At 70.2% G+C, this 14950-nt stretch carries 10 protein-coding genes; 9 read left to right on the top strand and 1 reads right to left on the bottom strand.

All coding sequences use genetic code 11. From position 1 onward, the window contains the following. Window positions 1-4: 4 nt before the first annotated feature. From rfbC to ACFYRY_RS09380, 9 genes are all read left to right on the top strand, one after another. Window positions 5-598: a dTDP-4-dehydrorhamnose 3,5-epimerase gene (rfbC, locus tag ACFYRY_RS09340; protein ID WP_389141838.1), complete on the top strand. Its 594-nt coding sequence runs from the start codon at window positions 5-7 to the stop codon at window positions 596-598. A gap of 222 nt (window positions 599-820) precedes the next feature. Continuing rightward, window positions 821-1141 (top strand): 50S ribosomal protein L21, encoded by a 321-nt coding sequence (gene rplU, locus ACFYRY_RS09345; protein WP_007381993.1) that lies wholly within the window; start codon window positions 821-823, stop codon window positions 1139-1141. Window positions 1142-1155: 14 nt separating this feature from the next. Next, the gene (gene rpmA, locus ACFYRY_RS09350; RefSeq protein ID WP_356769802.1) at window positions 1156-1410 is read left to right on the top strand and encodes a 50S ribosomal protein L27; all 255 of its coding nucleotides are present in this window, start codon (window positions 1156-1158) and stop codon (window positions 1408-1410) included. Between the two features lie 105 nt (window positions 1411-1515). After that, complete coding sequence (gene obgE, locus ACFYRY_RS09355) at window positions 1516-2952, top strand: GTPase ObgE (RefSeq protein WP_389141841.1); 1437 nt, start codon at window positions 1516-1518, stop codon at window positions 2950-2952. 452 nt (window positions 2953-3404) lie between these two features. Next, entirely contained in the window at window positions 3405-4904 is a 1500-nt protein-coding gene (locus ACFYRY_RS09360) for an FG-GAP and VCBS repeat-containing protein (RefSeq protein ID WP_389141843.1), read from the top strand. A gap of 289 nt (window positions 4905-5193) precedes the next feature. After that, on the top strand, window positions 5194-6744 hold the full coding sequence (locus ACFYRY_RS09365; RefSeq protein WP_389141845.1) for an alkaline phosphatase D family protein: 1551 nt from the start codon (window positions 5194-5196) through the stop codon (window positions 6742-6744). Window positions 6745-7180: 436 nt separating this feature from the next. Continuing rightward, the gene (locus ACFYRY_RS09370) at window positions 7181-8680 is read left to right on the top strand and encodes an SDR family NAD(P)-dependent oxidoreductase (protein ID WP_389141847.1); all 1500 of its coding nucleotides are present in this window, start codon (window positions 7181-7183) and stop codon (window positions 8678-8680) included. A 157-nt stretch (window positions 8681-8837) separates the two neighbouring features. Beyond that, complete coding sequence (locus ACFYRY_RS09375; RefSeq protein WP_389141849.1) at window positions 8838-10973, top strand: hypothetical protein; 2136 nt, start codon at window positions 8838-8840, stop codon at window positions 10971-10973. Between the two features lie 279 nt (window positions 10974-11252). After that, window positions 11253-12476 (top strand): glycosyltransferase family 2 protein, encoded by a 1224-nt coding sequence (locus ACFYRY_RS09380; protein ID WP_389141851.1) that lies wholly within the window; start codon window positions 11253-11255, stop codon window positions 12474-12476. Between the two features lie 119 nt (window positions 12477-12595). On the opposite strand, the gene ACFYRY_RS09385 is transcribed toward ACFYRY_RS09380, so the two are convergent. After that, window positions 12596-14635 (bottom strand): hypothetical protein, encoded by a 2040-nt coding sequence (locus tag ACFYRY_RS09385; protein WP_389141853.1) that lies wholly within the window; start codon window positions 14633-14635, stop codon window positions 12596-12598. Window positions 14636-14950 lie beyond the last annotated feature (315 nt).

Consider the following 14950-nt stretch of genomic DNA (forward strand, 5'->3'; position numbering starts at 1 on the left):
CGAGATGCGACCTCTTTCGATTTCCGGCGCCTGGGTGCACGAACCGAAGGTCTTCCCCGACGGCCGGGGCAGCTTCCACGAGTGGTTCAAGGCCCCGGTCTTCACCGAGGCGGCCGGCCACCGGTTCAGCCTGGCCCAGGCCAACATGTCAGTCTCCAGCCGGGGCACCCTGCGCGGCATCCACTTCGCCGACGTGCCGCCCGGCCAGGCCAAGTACGTCAAGTGTGTGCGCGGCGCGGTGCTCGACGTGATCGTGGACATCCGGACCGGCTCGCCCACCTTCGGCCAGTGGGAGGCGGTCCGCCTGGACGACCGGGACCACCACGCGGTCTACCTCTCCGAGGGACTCGGGCACGGCTTCATGGCGCTCACCGAGGACGCCACCGTGGTCTACCTCTGCTCCGAGGGGTACGCACCCGAGCGCGAGCACGGCATCCACCCGCTGGACCCGGCCCTCGGCATCGACTGGCCCGCGGACCTCACCCCGCAGCTCTCCGCCAAGGACGAGCAGGCACCCACCCTGGCCCAGGCTCAGGAGCAGGGTCTGCTGCCCTCCTACGAGGAGTGCGTGGCCTACCGGGAGAGCCTCGGCGGCTGAAACCGGGGACATCCGGGTACGGCCGGCCGCCCGCCCCGTACCCGGACCTGGTTTGACCCCTTCGGCCACGGCCCCGTAACCTGGACCGTCGGCGTGTCCCTAGACGTGCCACATCCCCGTAAACCTCATCCTCCAGGGCACTGGGTGCTCCGGAGAGGCCGTCCGCGTGCCGGGTGGCTGGACTGCGGGGGTGCCGTTCCCGAGCGAGAGAGTGAGATCCGCGTGTACGCCATCGTGCGCAGCGGTGGTCGCCAGCACAAGGTTGCTGTCGGCGACATCGTTGAGGTTGACAAGATTTCCACTGCCAAGGTTGGCGACACGGTCGAGCTCTCGACCCTGCTCGTTGTCGACGGCGACGCTGTGACCAGCGACCCGTGGGTGCTGGCCGGCATCAAGGTCCAGGCCGAGGTCGTGGACCACCACAAGGGTGTGAAGATCGACATCCTTCGCTACAAGAACAAGACCGGCTACCGCCGTCGTCAGGGCCACCGCCAGCAGTACACGGCGATCAAGGTCACTGAGATCCCCGCGGCTGCGAAGTAAGGGACTGAGGAGAGATGGCACACAAGAAGGGCGCATCGTCCACCCGGAACGGTCGCGACTCGAATGCCCAGCGGCTCGGCGTGAAGCGCTTCGGCGGTCAGGTCGTCAACGCGGGTGAGATCCTGGTCCGCCAGCGCGGCACCCACTTCCACCCCGGCGCGGGCGTCGGCCGTGGCGGCGACGACACGCTGTTCGCGCTGCTGCCCGGCTCGGTGCAGTTCGGCACCCACCGTGGCCGCAAGGTCGTGAACATCGTTCCGGTCGCCTGATCGGAAGCTTTCGCGAGGCGGACCTCACTTCCCTCCACGGGAAGCGGGTCCGCCTTTCGCGTGTTGATCCAAGAACAATCCCGTACGTAACTGGAGGCACATCCCATGACCACCTTCGTGGACCGCGTCGAGCTGCACGTCGCCGCGGGTAACGGAGGCCACGGCTGTGCCTCCGTCCACCGTGAGAAGTTCAAGCCGCTGGGCGGGCCCGACGGCGGCAACGGCGGACGCGGCGGCGACGTGATCCTCACCGTCGACCAGTCCGTCACCACGCTGCTCGACTACCACCACTCCCCGCACCGCAAGGCCACCAGCGGCAAGCCCGGTGAGGGCGGCAACCGCTCCGGCAAGGACGGCCAGGACCTGGTGCTGCCGGTCCCGGACGGCACCGTCGTCCTGGACAAGGCCGGCAACGTGCTCGCCGACATGGTGGGCCAGGGGACGTCGTACGTCGCCGCGCAGGGCGGCCGGGGCGGGCTCGGCAACGCGGCGCTGGCCTCCGCCCGCCGCAAGGCGCCCGGGTTCGCGCTGCTCGGCGAGCCGGGTGGCCTTCAGGACATCGTCCTGGAGCTGAAGACGGTCGCCGATGTGGCGCTGGTGGGCTACCCGAGCGCCGGCAAGTCGTCCCTCATCTCCGTGCTGAGCGCCGCCAAGCCGAAGATCGCGGACTACCCGTTCACCACCCTGGTGCCCAACCTGGGCGTCGTCACGGCCGGTTCGACCGTCTACACGATCGCCGACGTGCCCGGACTCATCCCGGGCGCCAGCCAGGGCAAGGGACTCGGCCTGGAGTTCCTGCGGCACGTGGAGCGGTGCAGCGTGCTCGTGCACGTACTGGACACGGCGACCCTGGAGTCCGACCGTGACCCGGTCTCCGACCTGGACATCATCGAGGCCGAGCTGCGTGAGTACGGCGGCCTCGACAACCGCCCCCGCATCGTCGTCCTGAACAAGATCGACGTACCGGACGGCAAGGACCTCGCCGAGATGGTGCGGCCGGACCTGGAGGCGCGCGGCTACCGGGTCTTCGAGGTGTCGGCCGTGGCACACATGGGGCTGAAGGAGCTGTCGTTCGGGCTGGCCGAGCTGGTCGCCAAGTCGCGGGCCGCCAAGCCCAAGGAGGAGGCGACCCGGATCGTCATCCGGCCCAAGGCCGTGGACGACGCCGGCTTCACCGTCACGCCGGAGGCCGACGGACTGTTCCGGGTGCGGGGCGAGAAGCCCGAACGCTGGGTGCGGCAGACCGACTTCAACAACGACGAGGCTGTCGGCTACCTCGCCGACCGGCTCAACCGCCTCGGTGTGGAAGAGGAGTTGATGAAGGCGGGCGCCCGGTCCGGCGACGGTGTCGCGATCGGTCCCGAGGACAACGCGGTCGTCTTCGACTGGGAGCCGACGATGATGTCCGGCGCCGAGATGCTGGGCCGCCGCGGCGAGGACCACCGCTTCGAGGAGCCCCGGCCCGCCGCGCAGCGACGCCGCGACAAGCAGGCGGAACGCGACGAGGCGACGCAGGAGTACGACGACTTCGAGCCGTTCTAAGGGAAAAAGCCTTCTAGGGGAAACCGCCCCCGCCGCGGCACTGGTGCCGGCCGCGGCGCTCGCCTCGGGGCGACTTGGAAGGGTGGGTCAACTCCAGGGAAAGCTTCGGCATACGGAAGGGCAACCAACCGCCGCTCAGGCTCGTCGTACTGGGCAGTGCGGATGAGGATCTTGAACCTCTCCGCCGTCAGCAGCCCTTCCGACAGCCGGAGTCGATGTGCCCGCCCCTGTTTCCGCTCCCAGCGGCCGATGTGCCGTGATCGACGGGACGGTGACGGTCTGGCGGAGCCGGTTGTCACGGCGGTCGTGGAGAACGCGTACCCCGGCTCGGTCCGGGTACCGCGCTCCGATGCCGCCGCCGGGGCCACGGCGTACGGTGCTTGCTCCTTGCGCACCCCGCCGGGCGGCTACCGCGCGTCCCCCCACCCGTACCACCTGATCACAGGAGCACCATGAGCAAGCGCAGGATCGGCGGAGGGCTCGCACTCGCGGCCGCCGTCACCGTCACCATGGCCGTCATCGCCCCGGTGACCGCCTCCGCCGCCGACGCCACCTCCACCGCCGCCTCCGTGTCCCGGCCGCAGGACGACTTCAACGGTGACGGCTACGCGGACCTCGCGGTGGCCGCGCCCGACGCGACCGTCGACGGCAAGACCAAGGCCGGGTACGTGGCCGTGATGTACGGCTCGGCGGACGGACTGAAGACCTCGACCAAGCAGGTGTTCAGCCAGAACACGGCCGGTGTCCCGGGCGCCGCGGAGACGGACGACCAGTTCGCCGGCGCGCTCGCCACCGACGACCTGGACCAGGACGGCTACGCGGACCTGGTCGTCGGCGTGGGCGGCGAGGACACCGTGGCCGGGGGCGACAACTCCGGCTATGTGCAGGTCATATGGGGCGGCGCCCAGGGGCTCTCGGCGAGCTCCTCGCTGGCCACCGGCCGCGACGACGGCGGTTCGTGGGCCGAACTCGGCTCGCACGGCGCGCTCACGGTCGGCGACATCGACGGTGACGGGGCGGCGGACCTGGTGGCCGTCGAGGGCAACTACAAACTCCGTGTGGTCAAGGGGCCGTTCGGGCGGGACGGCGCCACCAACGGCGGCGAGCAGGTCGTCACCGACGACTCCGACCCGCGCTTCCTGGACCTGGCCGCCGGTGACGTGAACGGCGACGGCGTCGACGACGTCGTCGGGACCATGCACGACGGCGACGAGGGCGACGCCCGCCGCATCACCTACTGGCAGGGCACCCCGGACGGCCTCAAGCAGGGCGTGTGGGTCGCCGGCGCCAACGGGCAGCGGCTGCAGGGCGGCGAGTCCCTCGACCTGGGCGACGTGAACGCGGACGGCTACGACGACATCGTGGTGGGCCGCAGGGACGGTTACGACAGCGACCTCATGACGCCGATCCCCAAGGGCGGCCGTATCGCCGTCGTGCCCGGCGGCGCGAGCGGTCCCGCCGGCGCGAAGGTGACCTACCTCAACCAGGACAGCGCCGGCGTCCCGGGCGCCGCCGAGCAGGGCGACACCTTCGGCGCAGACGTGTCGGTCGCCGACGTCAACGGCGACGGCTACGCGGACGTAGCGGCGGGCGTGCCCGGAGAGGACTTCGACGGGGTGACCGAGGCCGGCAGCGTGGTCGTGCTGCGCGGTGGCGCATCGGGCCTGACCGGCACCGGCGCCCAGTCCTTCAGCCAGGACACCGACGGGGTGCCCGGCACGGCGGAGAACAACGACCTCTTCGGCTGGAGCACCCGTCTCCTGGACGCCAACCACGACGGCCGCGCCGAACTCGCGGTCGGCGCCACCGGCGAGAACGCGAACGCCGGATCGGTGTGGGTGTTCAGGTCGACGGCGTCCGGCATCACGGCGACGAACTCGTTCACCTTCGGCGCCGGCACCCTCGGCACCGTCGCGGCGAAGGCACGGCTCGGCTCGGGGTTCGCCTACTGAGCGGAGCACCCGACGTGCGGGCCGCCGCCGACGCGGCACCCGGACGGCCGATCAAGTCAGACGAACCGGATATACCCGTCGGCTGAACAAAGCCGACGAAACGTCAACTGACGACTCGTAAGACCCGTTGCGACCAACTAACGTTCACCGTGTGGTCCCACTGTCGCAACGGGTCTTCTGTTGTCATCTTATATGTCATGTACGCGAAGGGTTGTGTTCAGCGAGCGGACCGCCCGGCGGGCGAGTTTCCAAAGGTCCAAGAGGCAAGCGAGGCAGGGGAGTTCGCCCGATGACCGGAGCAGTATCGCCCGACCGACGCAGATTCCTGACCGGTGGCGCCGCCGTACTCGGCGCCGCGGCCTCCGCCCAGCTCTGGCTGCCGGGGACCGCCCGCGCGGCCGAGGCCAAGCTCCCTGACGGTGTGTTCAGTCTCGGTGTCGCCTCCGGCGACCCGCTGCCGGACGCCGTGGTGATCTGGACACGGCTCGCTCCCGACCCGCTGAACGGCGGCGGCATGCCGGACGCCACCGTGCCCGTGCAGTGGGAGGTCGCCGAGGACGAGCGCTTCCGGAAGGTCGTACGCCGGGGCACCGCTCAGGCCCAGCCCACGTACGGGCACAGCGTTCACGTCGATGTACGGGGGCTGCGTGCGGGCCGGGCGTACTGGTACCGCTTCCGCGCCGCCGGCCAGCTCTCGAGCACCGGCCGCACCCGCACCGCCCCCGCCGCGACCAACTCCGGCGGCAGCCTGCGGGTCGCGCTCGCGTCCTGCCAGAACTGGCAGCACGGCTACTTCACGCCGTACGCCGACATGCTGGCCCAGGACCCCGACGTCGTCCTGTTCGTCGGCGACTACATCTACGAGTCGGCGCCCTCGGCGACGGCCGTACGGCGGCACGAGGGCTCCGGTGAGCCGTACAGCCTCACCCAGTACCGCAACCGGTACGCCCAGTACCGCAGCGACCCCGACCTCGCGAAGATGCACGCCAACGCGCCCTTCGTGGTCACCTTCGACGACCACGAGGTCGACAACGACTTCGCCGGCGAGATCCCGCAGGACCCGGACAAGCAGACGCACGACGCGTTCGTGGCCCGGCTCACCGCCGCCTACCAGGCGTTCTACGAGCACATGCCGGTGCGTGCGACGGCCGTGCCCGACGGGCCGCACATCCGGATGTACCGCCGCCTGGAGTTCGGCCGCCTGGTCCGGCTCAACGTGCTGGACACCCGGCAGTTCCGCAGCGACCAGGCGACCAGCCAGGCCGGTGCCCAGGATCCGAAGCTGACGATGCTGGGTGCCCGGCAGAAGCAGTGGCTGCTCGACGGACTGCGCCGCTCACCCGCCCGGTGGAACCTGATCGCCTCTCAGATCATGATGGCCGAGACCGACCTGCAGATCGGCGAGGGCAAGCTCTGGTACTACGACGCCTGGGACGGCTACCAGGCCGAACGCAACGCCCTGCTGACGGAGTTCAGGGGCGTCCGCAACCCGGTCGTGCTCAGCGGTGACCGGCATCTGACGATGATCAGCGACCTCAAGCAGGACTACGCAGCGGCGAAGTCCCCGGTCGTCGGCGCCGAGTTCGTCGGTACCTCCATCTCCAGCAACGGCGACCAGGACCAGGCGGCCTTCCACAAGGAGTGGGACCCGCGCATGGCGGACAACCCGCACTGGAAGCTGCTCGACGCCCACCGCGGCTACCACCTCTTCGACATCCGCAGCGACCGCATCGACGCCCGGGTCAGGGTCGTCGACACGGTGCTCACGCCGCAGTCCACGCCCAGCGCGCTGGCCAGGCTGCGGGTCGACGCGGGAAGGCCCGGCGTCCGTCTGGTGTGACCCGGATCCACGAAAGCGGTCTGACCGGAGCCTGGGACTCGTCCGTGTCCCAGGCTCCTGAGGCCGGTTCAGGGTGCGGCGAACCGTTCCCTTACCTCGCCGAGACCGAAATGCTGCGAAATCTTGACAAGGAATTCCTCGGGGAACCCTCTGATCGCTGACCCCATTCGGGTGTGCGCTCACCGCCGCGCGGCGAAGCTGCGACGGTATCCAGGTGACGGGTGTTACGCTCCGCAATGACTGGCGCCTGTGGAGTTACTCACAGCAATTCCCGGGCCGTCACCCGTCCGGCGGAACGGCCCCACCCAATCACCAGCAGGTCAAGGTGAATGTCGGGTTGCGTGCACATATGCAGCGAACGGCGCTCACCTTGCACAGCGGTAACCCGGGGTGGGACCATTTCCACGTTCCCTGTCGCCCCAAGGTAGGTCAACCTGTGTCACAGCACATAGCCAAGCCCCGTACCACCGCAGTGATCCTGGCCGGTGGCACCGGCCAGCGCGTGGGTCTGTCGATTCCCAAGCAGCTGCTGAAGATCGCCGGCAAGGCAGTCATCGAGCACACCCTGACGACCTTCGAGAAGGCCGACTCGATCGACGACATCATCGTGCTGATGGCGCCGGGCTATGTGCCGGACATCGAGAAGATCGTCGCCAAGGCCGGGTTCAAGAAGGTCAAGAAGATCATCGAGGGCGGCTCCACCCGGAACGAGACGACCGAGCGCGCCATCACCGCCCTGGGCGAGGGGCTGGCGGACGGCGAGGACCTCAACGTCCTGTTCCACGACGCCGTACGCCCCCTGCTGTCGCGCCGCGTCATCGACGACTGCGTCGTCGCGCTGGAGCGTTTCCAGGCCGTCGACGTCGCCATCCCGTCCGCGGACACCATCATCGTCACGCGCACGCACGGCGAGGACGGCGAGTTCATCACCGAGATCCCGGACCGCTCCCGGCTGCGCCGCGGCCAGACGCCCCAGGCGTTCAAGCTGTCCACGATCAAGCGGGCCTACGAGGTCGCCGCCGGCGACCCCAACTTCCAGGCCACCGACGACTGCTCCGTCGTGCTCAAGTACCTGCCGGACGTGCCGATCCACGTCGTGGCGGGCGACGAGTACAACATGAAGGTCACCCAGCCGGTCGACGTCTTCATCGCCGACAAGCTGTTCCAGCTGGCCTCCACCGCCACGCCCGAGCAGAAGGGCGAGGAGCTCTACCGCGAGCTGCTGACCGGCAAGACGGTCGTCGTCTTCGGCGGTTCCTACGGCATCGGCAAGGACATCGCGGCACTCGCCGAGTCCTACGGCGCCAAGGTGTACGCGCTCGGCCGCTCCACCACCGGCACCCACGTCGAGAACCCCGAGGAGGTCGACGACGCGCTGTCCAAGGCGTACGGCGAGACCGGGCGCATCGACTACGTCGTCAACACCGCGGGTGTGCTGCGCATCGGCAAGCTGGCGGAGACCGACAACGCGACCATCGAGGAAGCGCTGAAGGTCAACTACCTGGCCCCGGTGCAGATCGCCCGGTCGTCGTACAAGTACCTCGCCGAGACCAAGGGCCAGCTGCTGCTGTACACCTCCAGCAGCTACACCCGCGGGCGCGCCGAGTACAGCCTCTACTCCTCGACCAAGGCCGCCATGGTGAACCTCACCCAGGCCCTGTCCGACGAGTGGGCCGGTGACGGCATCCGGGTGAACTGCGTGAACCCGGAGCGCACCGCCACGCCGATGCGCACCAAGGCCTTCGGCCAGGAGCCGACGGGCAGCCTGCTGTCCTCCGAGGCGGTCGCCCGCACCTCGCTCGACGTGCTGCTCTCCGAGCTGACCGGTCATGTCATCGACGTCCGCCAGCAGGACCCGACGGCGGCGGCCGGCCAGGCCTCCGGCTTCGAGGCGGCGCTGGCCAGTGTCCTGGACCGCCAGGACGGCATGGCATAATCAACGGCAAATAGTCCTCTGTTGTTCAGGCCTCTGCGGCTGCCCGTTCACGGCGCATTCGCAGGGGCCTGAGCCGTAAAATCCCGGAGTCTTCACCATTCGTTTTCCGGACCTTTTCGGCAATGGCAACCGGCACCCCTCCCAGAGCAGGTTCTCCGTGATATCCACCGCTATTCGCGTCGCCCGGGTGGGCAGCGCGGCCCAGCTGGCCGCGGCGGTCCTCATGATTGCGGGCTACCCCGTACTCATGCTGGCCGCGCTCGTCCCGAGCGTTCCCGCCTTCGCGGCCGCGGCCGCCGTGACGTACCTGGCGGACCACTATCTGCACCGCAAGGGCAGCTATCTGATCAACCGCCTCAGCAAGGTGCGCGCGGGGCTGTCGATCCGCTTTTTGATCAGGCAACTCCTGCTGATCCTGCTGCTGGCCCGGCTCGCCCTCTCGGACAGCCTGGTCTTCTACGGGGCCACTGCCTGCTTCATCGCGTTCTACGGTCTCCAGGCACCGCACGGCGCCCTGGTGACGCTGATCCGCAACCGGCGACGGATGCCGGTGGCCACCCGCAACATCGACCTGGCCGCCCGCATCCGCATCCCGGACGCCCCGCCGAAGCGCCTGCTGAACCGCTCCGCCGAGAAGATGCTCCACCTCGACCTCGCGGCCGTGATCGGCATACTCGTGTCAGCGCAGCTGGACTCGGCCGTGGCCGGCTTCATCGGCATCGGCGCCACGCTGGTCCTCGGCACCGTGTACGTCCTCGCGCTGATGCCGTACGTACGCGGCCGCAAGGTCCCGCCGAACGCCGAGAAGGTCCTGGCCGCGATCGACGGCTGGCTGCGCGAGTACCGGCCTGAGACGGTGCTGTACTTCTCCGGCTCCAAGGACTCCGCCTACCAGGTCAACATGTGGCTGGAGACCATGGAGCAGCTGGACTCCACGCCGCTGATCATCCTGCGTGAGCGGGCCATCCTGCAGAACCTGGCGCCCACCACGGTCCCCGTCATCTGCGTGCCCGGAGGGGTGCACCTGATGAACATGGACCTGGCGACCGTACGGGTCGCGATGTACGCGGCGAACGTCGGCAAGAACATCCACATGCTGCGCGTCCCCACGATGAAGCACGTCTTCATCGGCCACGGCGACAGCGACAAGCTGGCCAGCGTCAACCCGTTCAGCAAGGTCTACGACGAGGTGTGGACCGCGGGCCGCGCGGGCCGCGACCGCTACGCCATCGCCGACGTCGGTGTCCGCGACGACGACATCGTCGAGGTCGGCCGCCCGCAGCTGGCGCCGATCCAGACCTGGCAGGGCGGCGCCGGGGCCCCCGGTGGCGAGGCCGCCGACGGAGGCTTCCCCACGGTCCTGTACGCGCCCACCTGGGAGGGCTGGGACGACAACCCCGGCAACACCTCCATCCTGCTGGCCGGCGAGAACATCGTGAAGACGCTGATCAACGCCGACCCGCCGGTCCGTGTCCTGTACAAGCCGCACCCGTTCACCGGCACCCGCAGCGCCCAGGCCAAGGCCGCCCACCAGCGGATCAAGGCCCTGGTCGGGAAGGCCACCGCCGACCGGGCCGCGGACCCGCGCTTCACCTCCGACGCGGCCGCCCAGGCCAAGGCCAAGGCGGACCTGACCCGGATCGACGCCCGGATCGCCGAGCTGGTCGGCACCCGGGACGAGAAGGGCGACGAGGCCGAGGCCACCCGTGACGGTCTGGTCGACGTCAAGAAGCACGAGGAGATCGCCCGGCTGCGGGCCGAGTGGAACGACGCCTACTGGCGTTCCTTCCCGGTCTGGGAGCACCGGGTCATCACGGGCGCCCAGCCGCGCCTGTACGACTGCTTCAACGTCTCCGACGCGATGGTCTCCGACATCTCCAGCGTGGTCTCCGACTTCATCGCGAGCGGCAAGCCGTACGCGGTCACGGACTCCGCCGAGCTGGGCGTGGAGGAGTTCAAGCGGCAGAACACGGCGGTGCGTGCCGCGGTGATCCTGTCCAACAGCGCGGCCGAGCTGGGTGACCTGCTGGAGGCGGTCCGCACCCCCGAGGCTGATCCGCTGGCCGAGGACCGCAGCGAGCTGAAGCAGTACCTGCTGGGCCCGGACGAGCCGACATCCATCGAGCAGTTCAACACCGCGGTGGCGAACCTCGCGCTCAAGGCCGAGGCACGCAACGTCGGTCAGGACTCACGCAGGGCGGCCGGAGCGGCGGGGGCCGACGAGGGACTGGCCGACGCGATGCTCGCCCAGCCGACGCCGGCGACCGGCGAGGCGGACGACATGATCGCGTGACGGTGTACCGCCTGAGGGTGTGACCGACTGACGGCGTGACTGCCTGACGGTCTGACCGCCTGACGGACGCCGATCCGGTGTCACGGACGACAGGGCCCGGTTTTTCGAGGAGTGATCCTCGAAAAACCGGGCCCTGCCGCGTATGTAGGGGTGTTCGGAGAGGCCCTGTGAAGTGGATCACGGGCGCCCGGTGAGGAAGCAACCGGTTCCTGTGGCTGTCCGTCTAGCAGGTTGCCGCTGAGGTGATACCGGGGGAAATTTTCGTGACTAGGGGGAAGAGTGACCGTTGCGCAGCCTGATGTGACTGTGATCATCGGGGCGTACGAAGCGATGCCCTATCTGGTCGAGTGCCTGGCGTCCGTGGAGGCTCAGACCATCGACCGGACGCGTATCGAGGTCATCGCCGTCGACGACGGTTCGACGGACGGTACGGGGGAGTACCTGGAGGAGTTCGCGGCCCGCGCCGCGATGCCGGTCACCGTGATCCGGCAGGACAACTCGGGCGGCCCGAGCGGCCCGCGCAACGTCGGTCTCGGCAAGGCGGCCGGGCGCTACGTCTTCTTCCTCGACGCCGATGACCGGCTCGGCCCCCAGGCCCTGGAGCGGATGGTCGCCATGGCCGACGAGAACGGCACGGACGTCGTCCTCGGGAAGGTCGAGGGCGTCAACCGCAGTGCGCCGAAGTCGATGTGGGGCGAGACGGTGGGCCGCACCGACGTCTTCTCCTCCAACATCAAGTTCACGCTGAGCGCGCAGAAGTTGTTCCGCCGTGAGCTGCTGGAACGTCACGGCATGCGGTTCGACGAGTCGCTGTGGACCGGCGAGGACGCGCTGTTCACGATGGAGGCGTACCTGCGGGCGGACGGCGTCTCCGTGCTCGCCGACCACACCTGCTACTACCTGGTGGGCCGTGCGGACGGCAAACACGTGACCAGGAGCGGGGGGTACAGCCTGCGCTTCGACTCCGCGCGCGCCCTGATGGCCCTGCTCGCGGAGCTGCTCCCCCCGGGGCCCAAGCGGGACATGCTCATGGTCCGGCCCTTCCTGGTCACGCTGCTGCCGCAGTTCGGCCCGCAGTTCCTCAAGGACGGCGACGACGTGCGGCGCCGCAAGTTCGAACTGGCGAAGCCGCTGATGGACGCGTACTGGAACGACGACATCGCCCGCCGGCTCAGGGTCCATGAGCGGCTGCGACTGCACCTGGTGGCGGCCGGGCGCCCCGATCTCCTGGAAGAGGTCGTGAAGTTCGTCCGCGCCAAGACGCAGGCCCCCGCGGTCCTGGAGAGGAAGGGCCGCCGCCTCTACCTGGACTACCCCTACTTCCGCGACGCCCAGGCGGGCATACCCGACTCGGTGTACCGCGCCGAAGCCCGTGAGGCCCGTCTCTTCCCGGGCTACCGGGAGGACCCGCTCGACGCCTTCCTGCGCCGCGCGGCCCGCAAGGCCCGCCGGGTCCTGTCCACCCGCCCCGGCGCGTCAGGCGGACGAGCCGCCGCGGCGTGACCTGCGGGCGGCGCGGCGCACAGGGGCGGGGGCGCGGGGTGTCGTCCGTTTCGTCGGCGGCTGCGGGTGCTTCGTGCTTGCTCGCGCAGTTCCCCGCGCCCCTGAGGCGACCGGCGGGCCTACTGACCCGTGGCGGCCGCCTGACCGGTGGCGGCCTCCTTGCGCGGGGCGGGGATCTCCGCGGCCAGGCGTTCCGCCATCCGGGCCCGGTGGTCCCGTGCCGCCGAACACAGCGCGCGTACCGCCTCGTTGAAGCGGGCCTGGGCGGTCGGCTCGTCCGGGCCCAGCAGCCGCTTCTTCAACGCGGCTCGGGCGCCCGCCAGTTCGTCCCGCTCGGGATGCCGTACCGCCGCAAGCAGCCGCGGCACCCCGGCCGCGTCCGGGGTCAGCACGGTCGCCGCGCCCGCCGTCGGGAAGGCCCTGCGGAACGCGTCCTCCGGCAGACCGCTGGTGTTGGCCACCGCGTACGGCTTCCCGCTCGCCAGGAAGTCGCTCACCACACTCGACACGTCACTGACCAGCAGGTCGGCCCGGTTGAAGCAGGCGTACAGCGCGGGCCGTGCCTCCGTGACGACCTGGTGCTCCCACTCCGGCAGCGAGCCCCAGTACGCCTCCTCCCAGGCCGCCGTGGCCCGCGCCACCGCCTCCGCCCGCCCCGGCTCGGGCACCGACTGCGCCAGCATCCGCTCGACCTGATCGGCACCGGCCCGGAAGGAGGCGGTGGTGAGGCGGTCCAACTCCCGGGCGTACCGCGCGAGTTCGCCGTCGGCGGGCGGCCGCTCACCCGACCGCTCCCGGTTCGCCGCCCGGACCAGCTCCCGGATCCTGAGGTCCGCCGCGCCCGCCCGCGAGTCCACCGACCCGGTCAGCGGATGCGGCTTGTACAGCAGCCGCACCCCCGGATCGGCGAGCAGCGCCCGTACGAGGTTCTCGCCGGCCGCGATCACCGACGTGTTCCCGGGATTGCCGTCCCAGCCCTCCCAGGTGGGCGCGTACAGAACGGTCAGGTACGTCCCGGTGGGCGGGCCCGTGTACGGCCGTACGGCGTCCAGCTGCGGGCGGCCGATCTCCACCACGTCCTTGTCCTCCACACCCACCTCGGCCTGCGCGTACCGTTCACGCGCCGCCGGCCCCGCCACCCACACCTCGTCGTACGCCTTCGCGTACGGGTTGCAGGACGACAGCTTGTCGCTCTCGCCGTGGTTGACGAAGGTGTGCTTGAGGCTGGGGATGCGCAGCACCTGGGACGTCTTCCCGGAGTTCGACGGGTGGATGAGGACCTGGAGCGTCGACTGTTCCAGCCGCAGCAGCGTGGACACCTTCGGCAGACAGACGATCGGCACGTCCGTCGCCGCGATCTTCTGCACCATGAACCGCTCACGCAGCACGATCAGCGGCCGGCCCCCCAGCTTCGCGAGCGGTTCCAGCCACATGTTCGCCTGGTACGCCGAGGACGCCCCGCCGGAGAAGTACAGGCCCACGGTCGGCCGGTACTCCGCCAGCCATGCGTCGAACCAGTCGAGGACCTCCTGCTCGCCCGCCGGACGGCGGCTCGGCAGCAGCCGTACGAGAAGCTCGTACAGGCCCATCAGCGCGAGCCCCAGGGACACGGCGACACCCAGGCCCGCACAGCGCGGCTCGCCGGTCGCCGCGGTGGCCAGCAGGCCGGCCGTCGACGGGAGGCCGAAGGCGGGCAGCCGGTGGCCGGCGCGGCCCAGCAACGCGGGCGGCGCGGGAGTCAGGCGCAGCGCGCGGGCGTCGATGTTGCGGGTGAGGACGGGCAGGGTGCGGGTGCGACGGACCAGTACGGAGACCGCCTGGATCGCGCAGTGCAGCGCGTAGAAGACGAGCAGTCCCGCGATGAGGGGCGCGTACGCCGTCTCCCGGTCCTGCTCGCCGACCCGCAGCAGGCCGACGACCAGCAGCAGGTCGCGCAGCACGTGCCGCACGGTGAGATCCGCGTGCGACTTCGCGAACAGCGAGAGCAGGTCCCGCTGCCAGCGGGACAGGACGCCCTCCACGGCCAGTGAGACGGTCGTCGCGGCGAGCAGCAGCGGGATGTGCGGGCGCAGGGCCGCCGCGGCCTGGGCGGCGAACGCGGCGACGAGAACGGCCGCGGTGAGCGCCCTGGCCGTGGTCTGGCGGCGGGGGAGCCGCACGGCGGGCCACCGCCGGCGCGTCCTCGCCGAAAGCCGTCGACGGGGTAGACGTGTGAGCACTGCGGTCACTCCAAGGTCATCGCATGGCGGACGACCGGTTAACGCGCGTCGACCACGGGACGACACGCGCGTGACCGGACGCCTCGGCGACGGCCGCCGCCTCCCACGGGACCGAGGGGTTCCCGCCCGGCCCGCCCGGTGGGTGACCGGGGCGTCACGCACGGCTGTCCGGGGACCGGAACTGACGCGCGTCACCGGGTCCCCTTCGCGTACATTGCGGGCGGGTACCGGGAGTGACGCGAGGGGACGGACAGC

Source organism: Streptomyces sp. NPDC005263, from assembly GCF_042872365.1.
In the GTDB taxonomy this organism is placed as follows: Bacteria; Actinomycetota; Actinomycetes; order Streptomycetales; family Streptomycetaceae; genus Streptomyces.

What these genes read in the sequence shown, in the direction of transcription:
- rfbC (WP_389141838.1), top strand. Translation starts at nt 5, where the DNA reads ATGCGACCTCTTTCGATTTCCGGCGCCTGGGTGCACGAACCGAAGGTC.
- rpmA (WP_356769802.1), top strand. Translation starts at nt 1,156, where the DNA reads ATGGCACACAAGAAGGGCGCATCGTCCACCCGGAACGGTCGCGACTCG.
- obgE (WP_389141841.1), top strand. Translation starts at nt 1,516, where the DNA reads ATGACCACCTTCGTGGACCGCGTCGAGCTGCACGTCGCCGCGGGTAAC.
- ACFYRY_RS09360 (WP_389141843.1), top strand. Translation starts at nt 3,405, where the DNA reads ATGAGCAAGCGCAGGATCGGCGGAGGGCTCGCACTCGCGGCCGCCGTC.
- ACFYRY_RS09365 (WP_389141845.1), top strand. Translation starts at nt 5,194, where the DNA reads ATGACCGGAGCAGTATCGCCCGACCGACGCAGATTCCTGACCGGTGGC.